This window comes from Pseudomonas sp. S49 (genome assembly GCF_009866785.1).
GTDB lineage: Bacteria > Pseudomonadota > Gammaproteobacteria > Pseudomonadales > Pseudomonadaceae > Aquipseudomonas.
The window spans coordinates 1,472,522-1,493,414 of sequence record NZ_CP019432.1 but is presented as its reverse complement, the minus strand read 5'-3'; the positions used below and the strand labels follow the sequence as shown (position 1 = coordinate 1,493,414).

General features: G+C 59.8%; 20 protein-coding genes. 16 read left to right on the top strand and 4 right to left on the bottom strand.

All coding sequences use genetic code 11. The features are described 5' to 3' along the window. Window positions 1-50: 50 nt before the first annotated feature. Window positions 51-545, top strand: coding sequence for an LEA type 2 family protein (locus tag PspS49_RS06535; RefSeq protein WP_127926092.1), 495 nt, complete (start codon window positions 51-53; stop codon window positions 543-545). Continuing rightward, window positions 542-745, top strand: a complete 204-nt coding sequence (locus PspS49_RS06530; protein WP_034154967.1) for an SEC-C metal-binding domain-containing protein — start codon at window positions 542-544, stop codon at window positions 743-745. The genes PspS49_RS06535 and PspS49_RS06530 overlap by 4 nt, the downstream gene beginning before the upstream one ends. 155 nt (window positions 746-900) lie before the next feature. Here PspS49_RS06530 and PspS49_RS06525 read toward each other — a convergent pair whose 3' ends face one another. Then, complete coding sequence (locus tag PspS49_RS06525; RefSeq protein WP_160042472.1) at window positions 901-1,458, bottom strand: cysteine hydrolase family protein; 558 nt, start codon at window positions 1,456-1,458, stop codon at window positions 901-903. Window positions 1,459-1,604: 146 nt separating this feature from the next. Here PspS49_RS06525 and PspS49_RS06520 point away from each other — a divergent pair, with 146 nt between their 5' ends. The 11 genes from PspS49_RS06520 (at window position 1,605) to pdeM (ending at window position 16,106) form a co-directional block, all read left to right on the top strand. Further along, on the top strand, window positions 1,605-2,249 hold the full coding sequence (locus tag PspS49_RS06520) for a glutathione binding-like protein (RefSeq protein ID WP_127926091.1): 645 nt from the start codon (window positions 1,605-1,607) through the stop codon (window positions 2,247-2,249). Window positions 2,250-2,450: 201 nt separating this feature from the next. Continuing rightward, window positions 2,451-4,901 carry a penicillin acylase family protein gene (locus PspS49_RS06515; protein ID WP_160038570.1) on the top strand — a complete coding sequence of 817 codons (2,451 nt, stop codon included), beginning with the start codon at window positions 2,451-2,453 and terminating at the stop codon, window positions 4,899-4,901. Between the two features lie 623 nt (window positions 4,902-5,524). Next, window positions 5,525-6,559, top strand: a complete 1,035-nt coding sequence (locus tag PspS49_RS06510) for a ligase-associated DNA damage response exonuclease (protein WP_127926089.1) — start codon at window positions 5,525-5,527, stop codon at window positions 6,557-6,559. Beyond that, window positions 6,556-8,244, top strand: coding sequence for an ATP-dependent DNA ligase (locus PspS49_RS06505; protein ID WP_160038569.1), 1,689 nt, complete (start codon window positions 6,556-6,558; stop codon window positions 8,242-8,244). Before PspS49_RS06510 ends, PspS49_RS06505 begins: the two co-directional genes overlap by 4 nt. A gap of 323 nt (window positions 8,245-8,567) precedes the next feature. Further along, window positions 8,568-9,350: a transporter substrate-binding domain-containing protein gene (locus PspS49_RS06500; protein WP_007918608.1), complete on the top strand. Its 783-nt coding sequence runs from the start codon at window positions 8,568-8,570 to the stop codon at window positions 9,348-9,350. Between the two features lie 56 nt (window positions 9,351-9,406). Then, window positions 9,407-10,135 (top strand): ABC transporter permease, encoded by a 729-nt coding sequence (locus tag PspS49_RS06495; protein ID WP_150749395.1) that lies wholly within the window; start codon window positions 9,407-9,409, stop codon window positions 10,133-10,135. Then, window positions 10,132-10,842, top strand: a complete 711-nt coding sequence (locus PspS49_RS06490) for an ABC transporter permease (RefSeq protein ID WP_016986412.1) — start codon at window positions 10,132-10,134, stop codon at window positions 10,840-10,842. The genes PspS49_RS06495 and PspS49_RS06490 overlap by 4 nt, the downstream gene beginning before the upstream one ends. Window positions 10,843-10,870: 28 nt before the next feature. Continuing rightward, a complete protein-coding gene (locus PspS49_RS06485; RefSeq protein WP_150749396.1) occupies window positions 10,871-11,989 on the top strand; it encodes a succinylglutamate desuccinylase/aspartoacylase family protein in 1,119 nt (372 codons plus the stop codon). A gap of 13 nt (window positions 11,990-12,002) precedes the next feature. Next, window positions 12,003-12,767 carry an ATP-binding cassette domain-containing protein gene (locus PspS49_RS06480; protein ID WP_127926085.1) on the top strand — a complete coding sequence of 255 codons (765 nt, stop codon included), beginning with the start codon at window positions 12,003-12,005 and terminating at the stop codon, window positions 12,765-12,767. 196 nt (window positions 12,768-12,963) lie between these two features. Beyond that, window positions 12,964-15,453, top strand: a complete 2,490-nt coding sequence (locus PspS49_RS06475; RefSeq protein WP_160038568.1) for a ligase-associated DNA damage response DEXH box helicase — start codon at window positions 12,964-12,966, stop codon at window positions 15,451-15,453. Further along, window positions 15,450-16,106: a ligase-associated DNA damage response endonuclease PdeM gene (pdeM, locus tag PspS49_RS06470; protein ID WP_127926083.1), complete on the top strand. Its 657-nt coding sequence runs from the start codon at window positions 15,450-15,452 to the stop codon at window positions 16,104-16,106. Before PspS49_RS06475 ends, pdeM begins: the two co-directional genes overlap by 4 nt. A gap of 42 nt (window positions 16,107-16,148) precedes the next feature. On the opposite strand, the gene PspS49_RS06465 is transcribed toward pdeM, so the two are convergent. Then, the gene (locus tag PspS49_RS06465) at window positions 16,149-16,358 is read right to left on the bottom strand and encodes a hypothetical protein (protein WP_127926082.1); all 210 of its coding nucleotides are present in this window, start codon (window positions 16,356-16,358) and stop codon (window positions 16,149-16,151) included. A gap of 107 nt (window positions 16,359-16,465) precedes the next feature. Continuing rightward, entirely contained in the window at window positions 16,466-17,032 is a 567-nt protein-coding gene (dcd, locus tag PspS49_RS06460; protein WP_007918616.1) for a dCTP deaminase, read from the bottom strand. A 354-nt stretch (window positions 17,033-17,386) separates the two neighbouring features. Between dcd and PspS49_RS06455 the strand changes: the two genes are divergently transcribed. Then, window positions 17,387-17,596: a cold-shock protein gene (locus PspS49_RS06455; RefSeq protein WP_002554837.1), complete on the top strand. Its 210-nt coding sequence runs from the start codon at window positions 17,387-17,389 to the stop codon at window positions 17,594-17,596. Between the two features lie 115 nt (window positions 17,597-17,711). Here the strand turns inward: PspS49_RS06455 and PspS49_RS06450 are convergent, their stop codons facing one another. After that, the gene (locus PspS49_RS06450) at window positions 17,712-18,719 is read right to left on the bottom strand and encodes a DUF481 domain-containing protein (protein WP_160038566.1); all 1,008 of its coding nucleotides are present in this window, start codon (window positions 18,717-18,719) and stop codon (window positions 17,712-17,714) included. 161 nt (window positions 18,720-18,880) lie between these two features. Between PspS49_RS06450 and PspS49_RS06445 the strand changes: the two genes are divergently transcribed. Together PspS49_RS06445 and PspS49_RS06440 are read left to right on the top strand one after the other, a co-directional pair. Beyond that, complete coding sequence (locus tag PspS49_RS06445; RefSeq protein WP_122608732.1) at window positions 18,881-19,234, top strand: MGMT family protein; 354 nt, start codon at window positions 18,881-18,883, stop codon at window positions 19,232-19,234. A 43-nt stretch (window positions 19,235-19,277) separates the two neighbouring features. Next, window positions 19,278-20,837, top strand: coding sequence for an AmpG family muropeptide MFS transporter (locus PspS49_RS06440; RefSeq protein ID WP_150651372.1), 1,560 nt, complete (start codon window positions 19,278-19,280; stop codon window positions 20,835-20,837). Window positions 20,838-20,893 lie beyond the last annotated feature (56 nt).

The following is a 20,893-nucleotide window of genomic DNA, read 5'->3' as shown; positions in this document are numbered from 1 at the left end:
GAAGGCTGCGATCTTTTAGCGTCTAGACTGGCACCAAAGGGAGTTAAATCATGCTCGGTTGCCAGCGCACATTACATTTTCTGTTTTTGATGCTGATCCTCAATCTCGGCGGCTGCGCGTCGTGGTTCAGCGATGACAGCGTCGACCCCGCCGTGCACCTGGTAAAAGTCGAAGTGGTGCGCGCCAAGCTGCTCGAACAGAAATTCATCCTGCACTTTCGCATCGACAACCCCAACGACAGCGACCTGACCGTGCGGGGCCTCGAATACCGCATTCATCTGGCCGATATGCTGCTGGCCGAAGGCGAGCATGAACACTGGTTCACCGTCGGGCCCAAGCGCAGCGCCTATTTCAAAGTGCCGATCCGCACCAACCTCTGGCCGAAGGTAAAAGACGTGGTGAAAATGCTGAAAAATCCGAACCAGCAGATTCCCTATCGTTTGCAGGGCGAAATGGAAACCGGTTTATTCATCGCTCACTACGTGCACCTTGAGCGCAATGGCGTGATAATCCCCGCCGATTTAATTCCGGAGCAACACCGATGACCCAGCAACCTCATGTCCATGGCCCTGACTGCAACCACGATCATGACCATCATCACGAGCATGACCACGGCCATGTTCACGGCCCGAACTGCGGCCACGCCCACCAGGAACCGGTGCGCAATGCCCTGAAAGACGTCGGCCGCAATGACCCTTGCCCATGCGGCAACGGCAAGAAATTCAAGAAGTGCCACGGCGCGTGATGCACTGGGCGGACAGTCGTTTCGCCTGACAGACCGCTTTCGCGAGCAGGCTCGCTCCCACATTTGATCTGCGCCGGTCAGGGCTTTTGTGCCCACCGCGATCCCTGTGGGAGCGAGCCTGCTCGCGAAGGGGCCGGCGCATACGGCGAAGTTATTCAGCCCGCCGCAAGAATCTGCTTCGCACTGACCACCGTCGCATACTCCCCATCCAGATTCCCCAGCGACATCCCGTGCACCTCTTCAGCCGTTCGCAACGTGCCGAAATAATCGGCCTTGTCGAAGGTGAAACAGGCATCCTCCGCCACCCAAGCTGCAAACCCCAGATTGCCCGCCGTGCGCGCCGTTGACTCCACCGAGTTGTTGGTCGCCACGCCGACAATGATCAGTTGCCCGATCCCCGCCTCACGCAACCGCGCCTCTAGTCCGGTGGCACAAAACGCATCCGGCACCTGTTTCTGAATCAGCCATTCCCCGTTCTGCGGCGAAAACCGCTGCTGAAATTCCACCCCTTCCTGTTCGGGCCAGAATACTGAATCAGGCTCACGCGACAGGTGCTGCACATGAATCACCGGTCGCCCGCTACGCCGCCAATGCCCCAGCAGATCAAGGATTCGCGCTTCCGCCTGAGGATTATTCCTCCGTCCCAAACGCGGCTGCAGGATGCCCTTTTGCTGGTCGATGATGATCAGTGCAGCGTTGGCCTCAAGCTCCATGGCGATTTTTCTCACGCGGGGTCATTGAATTCTGCGCAGTTCAGCATCACCTCTTCCTGTTAAGCAAGCTATCGAATGCACACGGGACGACCTGACGCCGGCGTTTGCTGTCCGCACGCAAGTCCATTTCTGCTTTGGAGTTCTCCATGATCGACCTGTATTACTGGACCACCCCCAACGGCCACAAGATTTCCCTGTTCCTCGAAGAAGCCGGCCTGCCGTACAACGTGCACCCGATCAACATCAGTCAGGGTGAGCAGTTCCAGCCACATTTTCTGAAGATCGCCCCGAACAACCGCATTCCGGCCATTGTTGACCATGAACCGGCCGATGGCGGTGAACCGCTGTCGCTGTTCGAGTCCGGGGCGATCCTGTTGTATCTGGCGGAGAAGACCGGGAAGTTTTTGCCCACAGACCTGCGCGGTCGGCAAACGGCGTTGCAATGGCTGTTCTGGCAAATGGGTGGCCTGGGGCCGATGGCCGGGCAGAACCATCACTTCAGCCAGTTCGCTCCGGAGAAAATTCCTTACGCGATCAAGCGCTACATCGACGAGACCGCACGTTTGTATGGCGTGTTGAACAAGCAACTGGCTGATAACGAATTCGTCGCCGGCAGCGAATACAGCATTGCCGACATGGCGATTTATCCGTGGATCGTTTCACACAAATGGCAGAGCCAGAACCTGGAAGACTTCCCGCATGTACTGCGCTGGTTCAACCACATCAAGGATCGCCCGGCGACCGTGAAGGCCTACGCCTTGGTGCAGAAAATCAATCCACCCAAATCCTGATTTAACGGCAAAAGATCGCAGCCTGCGGCAGCTCCTACATGGGAATGCATGCCTATGCAGGAGTTGCCGCAGGCTGCGATCTTTTCCATTCGACAGAAATACACAAATAACCCCTGCCCCCGCTTGCGCGGCCACCTCCTGCTCACTAACGTAGCGGCTTTATTGCGCCCCCAGCCTCTACACCCCCGCAGGAGCTTTGCCATGGCCTCGCCAGCCCTCATACATTTTCTTCCCCGGTTCGGCGTTGCCGCAGCAGTGGCCGGTGTTTTGGGCCTGTCCGGTTGCCAGACCTGGAATGCTCAGGACACCCTCCCGCCGACCTCCGGCGTGCAACCGCTCAAGGGCCTGGCGCAGAACGTGTCGGTGCGACGCAATGCCATGGGCATGCCGTTGATCGAGAGCAACACCTTTCACGACGCGCTGTTCAGCCTCGGCTATGTGCACGCCAGCGACCGCATCAATCAAATGGTCACCTTGCGCCTGCTGGCGCAGGGCCGGTTGGCGGAAATGTCCGGCGCATCGATGCTCGACGCCGACCGCTACATGCGCGCGGTCAATCTGAAGAAAAGCGCCGGCGAGCTGTACAAGGCTTCGTCGCCACGCCTCAAGCGTTTCTTCGAAGTCTATGCGCGGGGCGTCAACGCCTACCTGTTCCGCTACGCCGACAAGTTGCCGGGCGACCTCGCCTCCAGCGGTTACAAGCCTGAATACTGGAAGCCGGAAGATTCGGCGCTGATTTTCGCCCTGCTGAATTTCAGCCAGTCGGCCAACCTGCCGGAAGAGATTTCCTCGCTGGTGCTCGCGCAAACCGTGACCAGCGACAAACTCGCCTGGCTGACGCCGTCCGCACCCGACGAGAATCTGCCACTGGCCGAGGCTGACAAGCTGCAAGGTCTCAAGCTCAACGGGCAAATCCCGGGGCTGACCGAACTGAGCAGCGCCAGCCAGCAACTGTCGGCACTGAACCTCCTGGGCACCACGTCTTCGAACAACTGGGCGATCGCCCCGCAACGCAGCCGCAGCGGCAAGAGCCTGCTGGCCAGCGACGCCCATGGGCCGCTGGCCGCACCGTCGCTGTGGAGCTTCGTGCAGATCCGCGCACCGAAATATCAGGCCGCAGGCGTCACGGTTGCCGGTTTGCCACTGGTCCTTGGCGGTTTCAACGGCAAAGTGGCGTGGAGCATGACCAGCGTGCTCGGCGACAACCAGGACCTATTCCTGGAAAAAATCCGTCGCCAGGGCACCAGTTTGACCTACGAGGTCAACGGCAAATGGCAGCCGCTGGGCGTGCGCAACGAAACCTACTTCGTCAAAGGCCAGCGACCGATTCGTGAAGCGGTATACGAAACCCGCCACGGCGCGTTGCTCAACAGTGCTCAGGCAGCGGCCCAAGGCAGCGGTTTCGGCCTGGCCTTGCAAACGCCGAGCTTCACCGACGACAAGTCGCTGGATGCGTTTTTTGATCTGACCCGCGCGCAAACCGTAGAACGAGCTTCGGATGCCAGCCGGGAAATCCGCGCCATTGCCCTGAATCTGGTGTTCGCCGATGCAAGCAACATTGGTTGGCAAGTCACCGGGCGCTTCCCGAATCGCCGCGAAGGTGAAGGTTTGCTGCCATCACCGGGCTGGGAAGGTCGTTACGACTGGGACGGTTACGCCGACCCGATGCTGCATCCTTACGATCAGGATCCGGCACAAGGCTGGCTCGGCACCGCCAACCAGCGCGTGATCCCGCACGGTTACGGCATGCAATTGTCGAACTCTTGGGCCGCACCGGAGCGTGGCGAACGTCTGGCGGAACTGGCCGGCAGCGGCAAGCACGACAGCCGCAGCGTGCTCGCTATGCAGTACGACCAGACCACCACCTTCGCCGCCAAGCTGAAAAAAGTCTTCGAAGCACCGGGCATGAAACAACCGCTGAAACAGGCAATCGATGCCCTGCCGGAAGCGGATCGCAGCAAGGCCCGCGAGGCGTTTACCCGGTTGATGGCGTTCGACGGCAAGCTCAGCCCGACCTCGGCAGACGCGGCGATTTACGAACTGTTCCTGCAGGAAAGCATGAAGCAGATCTTCCTCGATGAGCTCGGTCCGGAATCGAGCCCTGCGTGGAAGGCGTTTATTGCCAATGGTGATTTGTCTTACGCGGCGCAGGCCGATCATCTGTTGGAGCGTGAAGACAGTCCGTTCTGGGATGACCTGCGCACGCCGCAGAAAGAGGATAAGGCGGTGATTCTCGCCCGCAGCTTCGCCGCGGCGATCAGCGCTGGCGACAGTCTGTTGGGCGGCGATCGACGTACCTGGCAGTGGGGCAAGTTGCACAGCTATGCCTGGAAGAACAGCAATGGTCAGACCGTGCGCGGGCCGCTGGCGGCCGGTGGCGATCACACGACGCTGAACACTTCGGCGTTCGCTTGGGGGCAGGATTTCACCACCACACGTGCGCCATCGATGCGTTTCATTGTCGACTTCGGCCAGACTGAACCGTTGCTGGGGCAGAACGGTACGGGGCAATCGGGGAATCCGGTCAGTCCCAACTACCTCAATGGCATCGATGCGTGGTTGAAGGGGCAGTACATCGGTTTGCCGATGCAGCCGCAGAACTTTGACCGGGTGTATGGCAAGGCCCGTTTGACTCTTACTCCCGGCAAATAAGGCAAAGGTCAAAAGCCCCTCACCCTAACCCTCTCCCGGAGGGAGAGGGGACTGATTGGGGGTTGATTGAGTCATACGCCGACCTGAACGGGCACTGCCGAATCCGGAATTTGCTCGGTTTAACTCGTCGGGCATCTCGGTCGGCCCTGTAAATCAAAAACCCCTCACCCTAGCCCTCTCCCAAAGGGAGAGGGAACTGACTGGGGGTTGATTGAGTCATACGCCGACCTGAACGGGCACTGCCGAATCCGGAATTTGCTCGGTTCAACTCGTCGGGCATCTCGGTCGGCCTTGTAAATCAAAAGCCCCTCACCCTAGCCCTCTCCCAAAGGGAGAGGGGACTGATTGGGGGATGCTGCAGGTCTACGCCGACCTGAAACTGTTGTACCGAATCCGGAGTTAACTTGGTTCGTGCTCTGCCGAATCCTGAGTTAAGCCGTTTCGTGCGTTGCCGAATCCATAATCGACTCGGTTTTTCAGGTCGATGTAGCTCGCCAGACACCTCGGTCGGCCCCCTCTCCCTCCGGGAGAGGGCTGGGGTGAGGGTCGCTCTTCAAAGTCGATAGAACTTCTGAACACGCGCCAACCTCATAGCTAACAAGCCCCCCATTCCTGGTAACGACATGGACCTTGTTATCGCCCGTCCCGAAGGTCTTTATTGCCCTGCCGGGGATTTCTACATTGATCCGTGGCGCCCCGTCGAGCGCTCGGTCATTACCCATGCCCACGGCGATCACGCGCGCACCGGCAACCAGCATTACCTCGCCAGCAGCGCCAGCGAAGGGATTCTGCGCGCGCGACTGGGGCAGGACATCAACCTGCAAACCCTCGCCTACGGCCAGCGCCTGACGCACCACGGTGTCACCTTGAGCTTTCATCCCGCCGGCCACGTGCTCGGCTCGGCGCAGGTGCGTCTGGAATACGGCGGCGAAGTCTGGGTGGCGTCCGGCGATTACAAAATCGAACCCGACGGCACCTGCGCCCCGTTCGAACCGGTGCGCTGCCACACCTTCATCACCGAATCGACCTTCGGCCTGCCGATCTACCGCTGGCAGCCACAGGCGCAGGTGTTCAGCGAGATCAATCAGTGGTGGGCAGCAAACATTGCCGCCGGCAAAGCCAGCGTGTTGTTCTGCTATTCGTTCGGCAAGGCCCAGCGGATTCTCCACGGTATCGACGCAAGCCTCGGCCCGATCCTCAGTCACGGCGCGGTCGAGCCGCTGAACCGGGTTTACCGCGAGGCTGGCGTGTACCTGCCGCCGACGATCTACGCCGGCGACGTAAAGAAAAGCGACCCGATCATGCGCCAGGCCCTGGTCATCGCCCCGCCCTCGGCGGGAGGCAGCACCTGGATGCGCCGCTTCGGTGAATTCAGCGACGCGTTTGCCAGCGGCTGGATGCGTTTACGTGGCACGCGGCGGCGGCGCGGTGTCGATCGCGGTTTCGTGCTCTCCGATCACGCCGACTGGCCCGGTCTGTTGTGGGCCATCGAACAGACCGGAGCGGAACGGGTGATGGTCACCCACGGCTCGATTGGCGTGCTGGTGCGGCATCTGCGTGAAAAAGGCCTGGATGCCCAAGGTTTCAACACTGAATACGGCGATGACGAAGAAGAAAACATCGCCACCGAACCGACCATCGTCGAGATGCCCGCATGAAAGCATTTGCCGAGTTATATGCCGAACTCGACGCAACTACGTCGAGCAACGCCAAACTGGCGGCGATGCAGACATACTTCGCCCAGGCCGAACCGCATGACGCTGCGTGGGCGGTGTACTTTCTGTCCGGTGGCCGGCCCCGGCAACTGGTGCCGGTGAGAATCTTGCGCGAACTGGCTGTCGAGATTTCCGGCCTGGAACCGTGGCTGTTCGAAGAAAGCTATCAAGCGGTCGGTGACCTGGCGGAAACTATTTCGCTGGTGCTCGCGGAAAACCCGCACAGTTCCGACGCCGGCCTCGCCGAGTGGATCGAAGATAAACTTCTGCCGCTACGCGGTGAAACTCCGGAATACCTCAGCCGACAACTGCCCGCCCTGTGGGCGCAACTGGATCGATCGAGCCTGATGCTGTGCATCAAATTGATCACCGGCAGTTTCCGCGTCGGCGTATCGAAACTGCTGGTCACCCGGGCTCTGGCATCGATGGCCGGGCTGGACAGCAAACGCGTGGCGCAGCGTCTGGTTGGCTACACCGACCTGTCCAATCGGCCAAGCGCCGCCAGCTACCTGAAGCTGATCGCCCCTGAGTCCAGCGATGAACATGCCCAGCGCGGTGGTCAGCCGTACCCGTTTTTCCTCGCTCATGCCCTGTCACAACCGGTGGAAGAGTTCGAAGCACTGATCGGGCCTGCCAGCGACTGGCAGATCGAATGGAAGTGGGATGGCATCCGCGCGCAAGTGGTCAAGCGTGAGGGGCGGCTGTGGATTTGGTCGCGGGGCGAAGAACTGCTGACCGAGCGTTTTCCCGAACTGGAAGTGCTGGTGCACGGCCTGCCTGACGGCACGGTGATCGACGGCGAAATCGTCGTGTGGAAAAGCACCCATCCGGGCACCGAAGACGCCTTTGATCCGCAATCGACCCAACCGCCGGCCGTGCAGCCCTTCGCCCTGCTGCAACAACGTATCGGTCGCAAAACCCTCGACAGGAAAATCCTCGAAGAGGTGCCGGTGGTGGTACTCGCCTACGACTTGCTCGAATGGCAAGGCGAAGACTGGCGCAACCAGCCGCAGGCCAAACGCCGCGCGCAACTGGAAGAGGTCATCGCCCGTTGCAACAGCCCGGTGCTGCTGGCCTCACCGGTGCTGACCGGCAGCGACTGGTTCGACCTCGCCCGCCAGCGCGAGTCCTCGCGGCGGCTGGGCGTTGAAGGGATGATGCTCAAGGCGCGGGATTCGCTGTACGGGGTTGGCCGCACCAAGGACATGGGCGTCTGGTGGAAATGGAAGGTTGATCCGTTCAGTGTCGATGCCGTGTTGATTTACGCGCAGCGCGGGCATGGTCGGCGGGCCAGTCTGTACAGCGACTACACCTTCGCAGTGTGGGACGGCCCGCCCGACTCGAGTCAGCGCGCGCTGGTGCCGTTTGCCAAGGCGTATTCGGGGCTGACCGATGAGGAAATGCGTCAGGTCGACAGCATTGTGCGCAAGACCACGGTGGAGAAGTTTGGCCCGGTGAGCAGCGTGAAACCGAGTCTGGTGTTTGAGCTGGGTTTCGAAGGCATTGCCCTGTCGCGGCGGCACAAGAGCGGAATTGCCGTGCGGTTTCCACGGATGCTGCGCTGGCGCCAGGATAAAACCGTGGATGAGGCGGATAGCCTAGCCACATTGCAGGATCTTCTCGCCTGAGTTCAACATGACGCGAAGATCGTTCCTACGCTCCGCGTGGGAATGCCTCAACGGACGCTCCGCGTTCGGCTCTGGATGGGACGCGGAGCGTCCCGGGCTGCATTCCCACGCAGAGCGTGGGAACGATCAGCCCTAAATCAGTGCAAGCTATTTTCAGTGCCCGTTTGCGGGCACTGACTCGCTCATCCAATCGCTGCGCCAACCTTTTAAAACACTTGTTCGGGACTCTGGTTCGGAAATTGCTACTTTCTATAGGTCGTACGCGTTCCAGTAACAATAATTCTGCGCCACAAGCGCTCATATTGGTTCTTAGGGATTGAATAATGAAAAAAGCATTGCTGACCCTTTCTGCACTGGCGTTGTGCATGGCCGCTGGCTCCGCGCTGGCCAAGGAATACAAAGAGCTGCGCTTTGGCGTTGACCCTTCGTACGCACCGTTCGAGTCGAAAGCGGCCGACGGCAGCCTGGTGGGCTTCGACATCGACCTGGGCAACGCGATCTGCGCCGAACTGAAGGTCAAGTGCAAGTGGGTCGAAAGTGACTTCGACGGCATGATTCCGGGCCTCAAGGCCAACAAATTCGACGGCGTGATCTCGTCGATGACCGTGACCCCGGCCCGCGAAAAAGTCATCGACTTCTCCAGCGAACTGTTCTCCGGCCCGACCGCTTATGTGTTCAAGAAAGGCTCCGGCATCACCGCAGACGTCGCGTCCCTCAAGGGCAAAACCGTCGGCTACGAGCAAGGCACTATTCAAGAAGCCTATGCCAAAGCCGTGCTGGACAAGGCCGGCGTGAAAACCCAGGCCTATCAGAACCAGGATCAGGTGTATTCCGACCTGACCTCCGGCCGTCTCGACGCCGGTATCCAGGACATGCTGCAAGCCGAACTGGGCTTTTTGAAGTCGCCACAGGGCGCCGACTATGACGTCAGCAAGCCAGTCGACAGCGAATTGCTGCCAGCCAAAACCGCTGTCGGTATTAAGAAAGGTAACACTGAGCTGAAAGCGCTTTTAGATAAAGGTATCAAAGCGTTACACGATGACGGCAAATACGCCGAGATTCAAAAGAAACACTTTGGCGATCTGAATCTGTACAGCGGCAAATAATGCCCCGGCGCCCATCCTCGATGGGCGCCTTTTCCATCCGCTCAGGTTGCTGATTTATGTTTGAAAACCTCTTACAAAATCTGGGGCTCGCAGCCTTCAGCCTCAAGGGCTTTGGCCCGTTGCTGTTGGAAGGCACCTGGATGACCATCAAATTATCGGCGTTGTCGCTGCTGGTGGCCGTGTTGCTCGGCCTGCTCGGCGCCAGTGCCAAGCTGTCAAAAGTCAAACTGGTGCGCCTGCCTGCCCAGCTCTACACCACGCTGATTCGCGGCGTGCCGGATCTGGTGCTGATGCTGCTGATTTTCTACAGCCTGCAAACCTGGCTAACGTCCCTGACTGACTACATGGAATGGGAATACATCGAGATCAACCCATTCAGCGCCGGGGTGCTGACCCTGGGCTTCATCTATGGCGCGTATTTCACCGAAACTTTCCGTGGCGCGATTCTCGCCGTGCCGCGCGGTCAGGTTGAAGCCGCCACCGCGTATGGCCTCAAACGCGGCCAGCGCTTTCGCTACGTGGTGTTCCCGCAAATGATGCGCTTCGCCCTGCCGGGCATTGGTAACAACTGGATGGTGATGCTCAAGGCCACCGCACTGGTGTCGATCATCGGCCTTGCCGACCTGGTCAAAGCTGCACAGGACGCCGGTAAAAGCACTTATCAACTGTTCTACTTCCTGGTTCTCGCCGCGTTGATCTATCTACTGATCACCAGTGCCTCGAACTTCATTCTGCGTTGGCTCGAACGCCGCTACGCCGCCGGCGCCCGGGAGGCCGTACGATGATCGAACTTCTGCAGGAATACTGGCGCGCCTTCCTCTATACCGACGGCCAGAACATCACCGGGCTGGCGATGACGCTGTGGCTGCTCAGCGCCTCGATCTTCATCGGTTTTCTGGTGTCGATTCCGTTGTCGATTGCGCGAGTTTCGCCGCACTTCTACATTCGCTGGCCGGTGCAGTTTTACACCTACCTGTTCCGTGGCACGCCGCTGTATATCCAGTTGCTGATTTGCTACACCGGGATCTACAGCCTCGCCGCCGTGCGTGCGCAGCCATTGCTCGACAGTTTCTTTCGCGATGCGATGAACTGCACAATCCTCGCCTTCGCCCTGAACACCTGCGCCTACACCACGGAGATTTTCGCCGGGGCGATTCGCAGCATGAACCACGGCGAAGTCGAAGCCGCCAAGGCTTACGGGCTAACCGGCTGGAAGCTGTATGCCTACGTGATCATGCCCTCGGCCCTGCGCCGATCGTTGCCGTATTACAGCAACGAAGTGATCCTGATGCTGCACTCGACCACCGTGGCCTTCACCGCAACCATCCCCGACATTCTGAAAGTCGCGCGGGACGCCAACTCGGCGACCTTCCTGACCTTTCAGTCGTTCGGCATTGCCGCGCTGATCTACCTGACCATTACCTTTGCGCTGGTCGGCCTGTTCCGCCTTGCCGAACGCCGATGGCTGGCCTTCCTCGGCCCGACTCACTAGGCCCAGCTCAGGAATAAAGAGATAAAAAATGCGCCACCTGATCCATGACCTGCTGGCCCCGCTGCCGGGGACCGCACGACAGATCCACAGCTTCCACTTCGGCCCGGAACAGGCCAAGGGCAAGGTTTACATTCAGTCTTCGCTGCATGCCGACGAACTGCCGGGCATGCTCGTCGCCTGGCACCTCAAGCAACGTCTGGCCGAGCTGGAAGCGGCCGGCCGCCTGCGCAGCGAAATCGTGCTGGTACCGGTGGCCAACCCGGTCGGCCTCGAACAAGTGTTGATGGACGTACCGCTGGGCCGCTACGAACTGGAGAGCGGGCAAAACTTCAACCGCTGGTTCGTCGACCTCAGTGAAGAAATCGGCAACGCCATCGAAGGCAGGCTGAATGACGATCCGCAGCACAACCTCGAACTGATCCGCACGCATCTGCGCAACGCCCTCGCCCGCCAGACCGCCAGCACGCAACTGCAATCCCAGCGTCTGACCCTGCAACGGCTGGCCTGCGACGCGGATATGGTGCTGGACTTGCACTGTGATTTCGAATCGGTGGTGCACCTCTACACCACGCCCGAAGCGTGGCCGCAGGTTGAACCGCTGGCGCGCTACATCGAAGCTCAGGCGAGCCTGCTGGCCACCGATTCCGGCGGCCAGTCGTTCGATGAATGCTTCACCCTGCTGTGGTGGCAACTGAAGGAACGTTTCGGCGAGCACTTCGAAATTCCGCTTGGCAGTTTCTCGGTGACCGTCGAGTTGCGCGGCCAGGGTGACGTCACCCATCCGCTGGCCAGCCGCGACTGCCAGGCGCTGATCGATTATCTGATCCAGTCCGATGCGATCGTCGGCGAAACCAAACCGCAGCCGCCATTGCCCTATCCCGCCACGCCACTGGCGGGTGTGGAGCCGGTGATCACGCCGGTCGGTGGCCTGCTGGTGTACACAGCGGTGGCCGGTCAATACCTCGAAGCCGGACAACAGATTGCTGAAATCATCGACCCGATCAACGACCGGATCACCCCCATTCATTGCACCAGCGCCGGCGTGATGTACGCCCGCTCGCTGCGACGCATGGCCACCGCCGGCATGGTCATCGCCCACGTCGCGGGCGCCGAAGCCTATCGCAGCGGCTACCTACTTTCGCCTTGAGGATGTCTGTCCCATGTACAAACTGACCGTTGAAGGCCTGCATAAAAGCTATGGCGACCATCAGGTGCTCAAAGGCGTGTCGCTCAAGGCCAAGACCGGCGACGTGATCAGCCTGATCGGCGCCAGCGGCTCGGGCAAAAGCACCTTTTTGCGCTGCATCAATTTTCTCGAACAACCCAACGACGGCGCCATGAGCCTCGATGGCCAGGCGATCCGCATGGTCACCGACCGCCACGGCATGCACGTCGCCGACGCTGCTGAGCTGCAACGCCTGCGCACGCGTCTGGCAATGGTGTTCCAGCATTTCAACCTGTGGAGCCACATGACCGTGCTGGAAAACATCACCATGGCCCCGCGCCGGGTGTTGGGTTGCAGCAAACAGGAAGCCGACGATCGTGCGCGGCGTTATCTGGACAAGGTCGGTCTGCCGGCGCGGGTGGCGGATCAATATCCAGCGTTTCTCTCCGGCGGCCAGCAGCAGCGCGTGGCGATTGCCCGGGCGTTGGCGATGGAACCGGAGGTGATGTTGTTCGATGAACCGACCTCGGCGCTCGACCCGGAGTTGGTGGGGGAAGTGTTGAAGGTGATTCAGGGTCTGGCGGAAGAAGGCCGGACCATGATCATGGTGACCCACGAAATGAGTTTCGCCCGCAAAGTCTCCAGCCAAGTGCTGTTTCTGCATCAGGGTTTGGTGGAAGAAGAAGGCGCGCCTGAAGAAGTGCTGGGCAACCCGAAAAGCGAACGCCTGAAGCAATTCCTCAGCGGTAACCTCAAATAACGCCGCACACAATCCCCCTGTAGGAGTGAGCCTGCTCGCGATAGCGTCATTACATCCAATACTAATGTGACTGACACACCGCTATCGCGAGCAGGCTCACTCCTACAAAAAGCACACCGTGCCAGCCTGAAAAATCAAACTTGTCTGCCCGCCCCGCGGTCTCTGGAAGAACCCCTCCAGAGCGCGCGCAGCCCGCATGGCGAAATCCTCCGACCTGGCAAAAATCTGGTTCAGCGCCCGCGACTGGAAGCCGTTCGCCTTTCAGAAACAGGTGTGGGCGGCGGTCAAAAACGGTGAGTCCGGTCTACTGCACGCGAGCACCGGTGCCGGTAAAACCTATGCGGTGTGGTTTGCCGCGCTCAATCGCTTTGCCCGCTCGCAGCCTGCCGTCGAAACATCGCGTAAACGCAAACAACCGGCCGAACCGCTGACAGTGCTGTGGATCACCCCCATGCGCGCGCTCGCCGCCGATACTGCACGCGCCTTGCAAACACCTCTCGATGATCTGCAGATCCCGTGGAGCATCGGCCTGCGCACTGGTGACACCAGCAGCAGCGAACGCGCCCGCCAAAGCCGACGCCTGCCGACCACGCTGATCACCACGCCGGAAAGCCTGACACTGCTGCTGGCGCGCGCCGACGCACAAGTCGCGCTGTCGAGTTTGCGTATGATCGTCGTCGATGAGTGGCACGAACTGCTGGGCAACAAGCGCGGCGTGCAGTTGCAATTGGCCTTGGCCCGCCTGCGCCATTGGCAACCTGATCTGATTGTCTGGGGCGTATCCGCGACCCTCGGTAATCAATCCCACGCCGAGCAGGTGCTAATCCCGCAGGGCGGCGGAATCAGTATTCAAGGACAAAGCGAAAAATCGCTGAAGGTTGACACACTCCTCCCGCCGGCCATCGAGCGTTTTCCCTGGGCCGGGCACATCGGTCTCAAAATGTTGCCGCAGGTCGTTGCTGAACTGGATGCCTGCGCCAGCACGCTGGTCTTCACCAACACCCGGGCGCAATCGGAAATCTGGTATCAGGCACTGCTGGAGGCACGGCCGGATTGGGCCGGGTTGATCGCGTTGCATCACAGCTCACTGTCTCGCGAGACCCGCGACTGGGTCGAACAGGCCTTGAAGGACGGGCAACTGAAAGCCGTGGTCTGCACATCGAGTCTGGATCTGGGCGTGGATTTCCTGCCGGTCGAGCGCGTATTGCAAATAGGCTCGGCCAAAGGTGTCGCGCGTTTGATGCAACGCGCCGGGCGCTCCGGTCATGCACCGGGACGCACGTCGCGAGTGACACTGGTGCCAACGCACAGCCTTGAATTGATCGAAGCGGCTGCCGCCGGCGATGCCGTCGAACAACGGCGCATCGAACCACGCCTGTCACCGCACAAACCGCTGGATGTACTGGTGCAGCATTTGGTCAGCATGGCCCTTGGCGGTGGCTTTATTCCTGAGGACTTGTACGAAGAAGTCCGCGGTGCCTGGGCATATCGTGACCTGACACCCGCCGATTGGGCGTGGGCGCTGGCTTTCGTACGCCATGGCGGGATGTCTCTGACAGCCTATCCGGACTATCGCCGGGTCGAACCGGACGAGCACGGCGTCTGGCGTGTGCCCGATGCACGATTGGCGCGGCGTCATCGCATGAGCATCGGCACGATCGTCAGCGATGCCAGCATCCAGCTGAAATTCTGGAGCAAGGGCGGCGGTGGTAAACAGCTGGGCAGTGTCGAGGAAGGCTTTATCGCACGGCTCAAACCCGGTGATGGTTTTCTCTTCGCCGGGCGTTTGCTGGAGTTGGTGCGAGTGGAAAACATGACCGCTTACGTCAAACGCAGCACTGCGAAGAAAGCCGCCGTACCGCGCTGGAATGGCGGGCGGATGCCACTTTCAAACGAATTGGCTGAGGCCGTGGTCAGGCGCTTCAGTGCCGCCGCGCAGGGCGAGTTTATCGGCCCGGAAATGCAGGCATTGCGACCCTTGCTGGAAACCCAGATGCGCTGGTCGGGTTTGCCCACCACAGAAAACCTGTTGGCCGAAGTATTGAAGTCCCGCGAGGGCTGGCACCTTTTCCTTTATCCGTTTGCCGGGCGCCAAGTGCATCTGGGCCTGGCGAGCCTGCTGGCATGGCGCGTCAGTCAACGGCAGCCCGTGACGTTTTCCATTGCGGTGAACGATTACGGCCTGGAATTGCTCAGCGCTACGCCGATCGACTGGGCCGAGTATTTGAATACCGATCTCTTCAATGCTGATGATTTGTTAACGGACGTTATGGCCAGCCTGAATGCCGGCGAACTGGCGCTGCGGCGCTTTCGCGAGATCGCGCGGATTGCCGGGCTGGTCTTCGCCGGCTACCCAGGCGCGCCGAAAAGCACCCGGCAGGTACAGGCATCCAGCGGTTTGTTCTTCGAAGTATTCAAACAATACGACGCCGACAACCTGTTGCTGGCGCAGGCCGGGGAAGAAGTCTTACGCGAAGAACTGGATATTCGTCGCCTGGAACAGACATTGGAGCGGATCAACGGGATGAAACTGGACGTGCATCAGCTCAAACGTCCTACACCGCTAGGGTTTCCGCTGCTGGTGGAACGCATGCGCGAAAGCATGAGTTCGGAAAAACTCGCTGATCGCATCAGGCGAATGGTCGGTGATCTGGAGAATAGCGCCGACAAGGATAAATCCCGATGAATGCGCCCTACCCGGTGCGTCTGGCCGGCGAAGAACTTTGGCTCCTGCCCGAGAAAGCCATGTACTGGCCCGCGCAGCAGGTCCTGTTGATTGCCGATGTGCATTTCGGCAAAGCCGCGGCTTACCGCAGTCTTGGTCAACCGGTCCCGCATGGCACCACGGCGAGCAATATCGCCGTGATTGATCGGCTGCTGGCAAAGCTGCCCTGCCGTTTATTGATCTTTCTCGGGGATTTCCTGCACGGGCCCGGCTCTCATGCCACACGCACGCTGAGCGCGCTGGCGCAATGGCGTGCGCGCCACGCTGAGCTGCCAATGACGCTGATTCGCGGCAACCACGACAAACGCGCTGGTGACCCGCCTGAATCGCTGAACATCCGGGTGGTGCCGGAACCGCTGCTGCTCGGGCCATTCGCCTTGCAGCATGAACCTGACCCGCATCCTGAAAGGCACGTGCTGGCGGGTCACGTACACCCGGTCTATCGGCTGCACGGCAAGGGTCGACAACGCTTGCGCCTGGCGTGTTTCAAGCTCGGCGAACGCATCAGTCTGCTGCCGGCATTTGGCGCCTTTACTGGGGGGTATTTAGTCGAGAAGGATGAAAGCTGCAGAATCTTCGTCATCGGCGACAACGAAATATGGCCAGTCAGTTGAAGTCTTTGCAGACCTCGTCTGGCTGACCATTTTCACGGCTTATCAGGCGACAGGCGCCGGTGGCGGCTCGTCCGGAAGGGTCGGTTCGCCCGGCTCGGTCGGTTGTTCGTTGGGCGTATCGGGATCGGGCTGTCCGGGAATTCCGCCAGCCATGCTCAGCGACGGATGCGCCAACAATGACCAGGCCAATACGCCAACCTGATTGGGCTCAAGCCTTGCCAGTTCGGCAGTGATTTGCGGATCGATCTTCATGGGGCACTCCTCGGCGAAGGCCCGTTTTGCCGAAAGCAAAAACGGGCAGTACACCCCATAGAGTGTCTGCCCGCCAAAGAATTCCCGCGATCTGTCGGATGGGCCGATCAGGTGCGCGGCAAGGTCACGCCACGCTGGCCCTGGTACTTGCCGCCGCGATCCTTGTAAGACACTTCACATTCCTCGTCGGATTCGAGGAAGAGCATCTGCGCCACGCCTTCGTTGGCGTAGATCTTCGCCGGCAGGTTGGTGGTGTTGGAAAATTCCAGCGTCACGTGGCCTTCCCACTCTGGCTCGAGCGGCGTGACGTTTACGATGATGCCGCAACGCGCGTAGGTGCTTTTGCCCAGGCAGATGGTCAATACATTGCGTGGAATGCGGAAGTATTCAACGGTGCTGGCCAGCGCGAAGGAGTTCGGCGGAATGATGCAGACGTCGCTGTGGACGTCGACGAAGCTGCCCGGATCGAAGTTTTTCGGGTCGACGATGGACGAGTTGATGTTGGTGAACACCTTGAAATGATTGGTGCAGCGCACGTCGTAGCCGTAGCTCGACACACCGTAGGAAATCACTCGGCTGTCATCACTGCCGCGCATCTGGCGCTCGACGAACGGTTCGATCATGCCGTGTTCCTGCGCCATGCGGCGAATCCACTTGTCCGATTTGATGCTCATGGCGGGGTGTCCTGAATAGCGAGGTGGAAAAATTCTGTCCGGCATCTTACCGGGCGCGCCGCCCGGTTCAAAGTGCGCGGTGCAATTCTCGCCGAACACCCATGAAATACGGGCTTTGGCGACGAACCGTCACACCGCCGATCCCGAAAACAGAGAAACCTTCGCAAGAAGCATTGGCACTTCTCGGAAACTGGGTTAAGGTGGCGTCACTGTGTTGCTTGTGTCACTGAGAATCTCTACACGATATGTTGAATTTCGATCCAACCATCTACAAGAATTTTTCCTGCTCTTTGCACTCAGTCTCGGCCAGGGTTCTTCCTGAGTCGCAGTTATCTTTGTTCAAGGAGTTACACCATGTCTAATCGCCAAACCGGTACCGTTAAGTGGTTCAACGATGAAAAAGGCTTCGGCTTCATCACTCCACAATCCGGTGACGACCTGTTCGTTCACTTCAAAGCTATCCAATCCGACGGCTTCAAAAGCCTGAAAGAAGGCCAACAGGTTTCTTTCATCGCTACCCGCGGTCAGAAAGGCATGCAAGCTGAAGAAGTACAAGTTATCTAACTTGTAGCTTCTTTAGAAAAGAGCCCCGCCCTTAAAAGCGGGGCTTTTTTGTGGGCGTCTGTTTTGTACAGGCACAAAAAAACGCAGCCCGAAGGCTGCGTTTTTTATGAAGGGTTTACCAGGCCACGCCAAACCCAGCGGTATAACGGGTCTTGTTCAGATCCGCATCGTTGGTGCCGCTGATGATGTCACGCTCAGCCTTGAGATTGAGCGAGGCCCAATCGGTGACCTTGTAGCGCAAGCCCATCTCGGCATCCAGCGCGTAATCGGCAACACCCGACAGCGGCTTGCCCACTTCACCGTTGGTGAAGAATTCGACCTTCTTGCCAATCAGGTAACGGTTGTAATCCCACTTCATCGCGACGGAATAGAAGTTGTCCTTGCTGCCATCGCGATACTCGTAATCGGTACGGTTGAGCAGCGAGCCCAGCGAGAACGCGCCCAGCTCGTCATCCCAGAACTGGTAGCCAGGACCGGTACCGACCACGCGCTGACGCGCCAGCTCTTCGATGTGATCACGCTTGTAGTTCAGGCGGCCCTGCCAGAACCATTGATCCGTCAGGAAGCGGTCGAGTGCATATTCGGCGCGCCAGTTGTTGGTGGTGGTTTCGTCGTCCTGCACTTCGCGGTTGTATTCACCTTCGGCGGTATGACGCCAGCGACCATGACGCGCTGAGGTCTTGAAGCCGACATCGTAGTCATCGGTGTCCTTCTCGGCGCGCTGATAGTCCAGCGCCAGGTCGACATTGCCCTTCCACACCAGATCCTCGACCACCGGTTTGGGTTTGAGAATCTGCTGAATGCTCGCCAGTTCGACGGTTTTCGGCGCCTCTCCGTTGGCCAGAGTGACCTTGCCATCTTCGGCAGCCATCAGCGACTTGGACACTTCCCCGGTGTAGGCATCCTGCTTGACCAGCAGGTGCTGATCGCTGTCCAGGGTCTTGACCTCTTTCCAGTCAATCGTGACCGCACCGGCATATTTGGTCTGGATCAACAGCTTGCCGCCATCGAACACGGTGATAGTGCCGCTCAACTTGTCACCGTTCTTCAACCAGACGGTGTCGGCAAGCAGGGGCGTGGACGCGCTGAATACAGCAAGGCACAGCAAGGATCTGGAAAACATAAGCGAATCTAGGGCTCAGTTTGCGAAAAGGTCGGCATTATCCGTAGGAATAAGACCCTGACAAGGACTGACCGGACGATTTCCATTGAGTTCATTTCTCAACTGCGCCGCGACGGATTACCCTTGAAGCATCAATCCGCCCATGTTCAGGAGCCGCGCACGTGACAGAGCAGCCCCACGATCGTGACAGTGAAGCGCAAATCCGACGCACGGCGCTCTATTCCACGCTCGCCCAAGTGCCCGAGGGCAAAGTCGTCAGCTATGGTCAGTTAGCTGAACTTGCCGGGTTGGGGCGCGCCGCCCGCTGGGTCGGCCGCACCTTGAGCCAGTTGCCCGGCGATACCAGGCTGCCCTGGCACCGCGTGCTCGGCGCCGGCGGTCGGATCAGCCTGCCGGTGGGCAGCCCTTCGGGCGATGAACAACGGGCCCGATTGCGCATGGAAGGCATCACCGTCCTGAACAATCGTGTGGATATTCAGCGCCATGGCTGGCGTCCGGTAGAGCACAGCGGTTAGAGTGCGCGCTTTGTTTTCGCAATCTTGAGGCAGACTCCAGCCCATGCCCCGTAAAACCTGGCGCGCCGCGCTAGCCGCTTATGCCAGTCCTTCGACGCTCGTGCTGTTGTTGCTCGGTTTCGCCGCCGGCCTGCCGTACATGCTGGTGTTTTCAACGCTTTCCGTCTGGCTTCGTGAGGCCGGTGTGGCCCGTGAAACCATCGGCTATGCCAGCCTGATCGGTCTGGCCTATGCGTTCAAATGGGTCTGGTCACCCCTGCTCGACCAATGGCGCCTGCCGTTGCTGGGCAAGCTTGGCCGTCGCCGCTCGTGGCTGGTGCTCTCACAGGTGCTGGTCATCCTCGGGCTGATCGGCATGGGTTTCTGTGATCCACAGAAACATCTGTCCTGGCTGATCGCGATCGCCGTTGTCGTCGCCTTTGCCTCCGCCACTCAAGATATTGCGGTGGATGCCTATCGCCTGGAAATCGCCGAGGACAACCGCCAGGCCGCCCTTGCCGCCAGTTATATGTCCGGTTATCGCGTGGCAGCACTGCTGGCGACTGCCGGTGCGCTGTTCTTCGCTGAGGGCTTCGGCTCCACGGGCTTCAACTATCAACATTCGGCCTGGGCCGGCACTTACGCACTGTTCGGTGCATTGATGGTGCCCGCGCTGCTGACCACGCTATTCATGCGCGAACCGCCAGTGCCACTACGCACGCAGTTGCAGGCCGGGCGTTACACCTTCATGCATCAGTTGATGTCGGTGTTTGTGCTGATTGTTTTGCTGGTCTCGGTGCCGGCGATGTTCACTCAGCTGTACAACACCGATTTCGCCGGTGTGCTGTTCGGCGACATGAGCCCGCTCGACCTGCTGCTCGAAGACCGCGCCTTCCTGCGCGCCATTCTCTATACGCTGCTGACTGGCCTGTGCCTGTCGACCATGGGCCGTCGCGGCCTGGCGCCGGTGCTGACGCCGGTCAACGATTTCATTCTGCGTTACCGCTGGCAGGCACTGCTGTTGCTCGGCCTGATTGCTACCTATCGCATGTCGGACACGGTGATGGGCGTCATGGCCAACGTGTTCTATATCGACCAGGGTTTCACCAAGGATCAGATCGCCAGTGTCAGCAAGATCTTCGGCCTGATCATGACGCTGGTTGGCGCCGGCATGGGCGGCCTGCTGATCGTGCGTTTCGGCATCCTGCCGATTCTGTTCATCGGCGGCGCGGCCTCGGCGGCCACCAACCTGCTGTTCGTCATGCTCGCCGACATGGGCCCGAATCTGCAGATGCTGGTGGTGACCATTTCCCTCGACAACTTCAGCTCGGGCCTGGCGACGTCGGCGTTCGTTGCCTATCTGTCGAGCCTGACCAACCTGAAGTTCTCCGCCACCCAATACGCCCTGCTCAGCTCGATCATGCTGCTGTTGCCGCGCCTGATGGGCGGCTACTCCGGGGTTCTGGTCGAGAAGTTCGGTTACCACAGTTTCTTCCTGATCACTGCCCTGCTCGGCGTGCCGACACTGGTACTGATCGCCCTGCACTGGTTCCAGGAAAGCCGCCGCGAAGGCCCGACGCCAACGCCCGAGCCTGTGCCGACGCCGGTCACAGAAGAATCGTAAGACGTTTCGGCAACGGCGGGAGGAATCCCGCCGTCGTGCCTCCCCACTGACCTCAC

Bases quoted from the DNA above. Each gene is read 5' to 3' on its own strand.
- pdeM (WP_127926083.1), top strand. From the start codon at position 15,450: ATGAATGCGCCCTACCCGGTGCGTCTGGCCGGCGAAGAACTTTGGCTC.
- PspS49_RS06515 (WP_160038570.1), top strand. From the start codon at position 2,451: ATGGCCTCGCCAGCCCTCATACATTTTCTTCCCCGGTTCGGCGTTGCC.
- dcd (WP_007918616.1), bottom strand. From the start codon at position 17,032: ATGAGCATCAAATCGGACAAGTGGATTCGCCGCATGGCGCAGGAACAC.
- PspS49_RS06495 (WP_150749395.1), top strand. From the start codon at position 9,407: ATGTTTGAAAACCTCTTACAAAATCTGGGGCTCGCAGCCTTCAGCCTC.
- PspS49_RS06490 (WP_016986412.1), top strand. From the start codon at position 10,132: ATGATCGAACTTCTGCAGGAATACTGGCGCGCCTTCCTCTATACCGAC.
- PspS49_RS06475 (WP_160038568.1), top strand. From the start codon at position 12,964: ATGGCGAAATCCTCCGACCTGGCAAAAATCTGGTTCAGCGCCCGCGAC.
- PspS49_RS06465 (WP_127926082.1), bottom strand. From the start codon at position 16,358: ATGAAGATCGATCCGCAAATCACTGCCGAACTGGCAAGGCTTGAGCCC.
- PspS49_RS06500 (WP_007918608.1), top strand. From the start codon at position 8,568: ATGAAAAAAGCATTGCTGACCCTTTCTGCACTGGCGTTGTGCATGGCC.
- PspS49_RS06440 (WP_150651372.1), top strand. From the start codon at position 19,278: ATGCCCCGTAAAACCTGGCGCGCCGCGCTAGCCGCTTATGCCAGTCCT.
- PspS49_RS06510 (WP_127926089.1), top strand. From the start codon at position 5,525: ATGGACCTTGTTATCGCCCGTCCCGAAGGTCTTTATTGCCCTGCCGGG.
- PspS49_RS06450 (WP_160038566.1), bottom strand. From the start codon at position 18,719: ATGTTTTCCAGATCCTTGCTGTGCCTTGCTGTATTCAGCGCGTCCACG.
- PspS49_RS06525 (WP_160042472.1), bottom strand. From the start codon at position 1,458: ATGGAGCTTGAGGCCAACGCTGCACTGATCATCATCGACCAGCAAAAG.
- PspS49_RS06455 (WP_002554837.1), top strand. From the start codon at position 17,387: ATGTCTAATCGCCAAACCGGTACCGTTAAGTGGTTCAACGATGAAAAA.
- PspS49_RS06530 (WP_034154967.1), top strand. From the start codon at position 542: ATGACCCAGCAACCTCATGTCCATGGCCCTGACTGCAACCACGATCAT.
- PspS49_RS06520 (WP_127926091.1), top strand. From the start codon at position 1,605: ATGATCGACCTGTATTACTGGACCACCCCCAACGGCCACAAGATTTCC.
- PspS49_RS06485 (WP_150749396.1), top strand. From the start codon at position 10,871: ATGCGCCACCTGATCCATGACCTGCTGGCCCCGCTGCCGGGGACCGCA.
- PspS49_RS06505 (WP_160038569.1), top strand. From the start codon at position 6,556: ATGAAAGCATTTGCCGAGTTATATGCCGAACTCGACGCAACTACGTCG.
- PspS49_RS06480 (WP_127926085.1), top strand. From the start codon at position 12,003: ATGTACAAACTGACCGTTGAAGGCCTGCATAAAAGCTATGGCGACCAT.
- PspS49_RS06535 (WP_127926092.1), top strand. From the start codon at position 51: ATGCTCGGTTGCCAGCGCACATTACATTTTCTGTTTTTGATGCTGATC.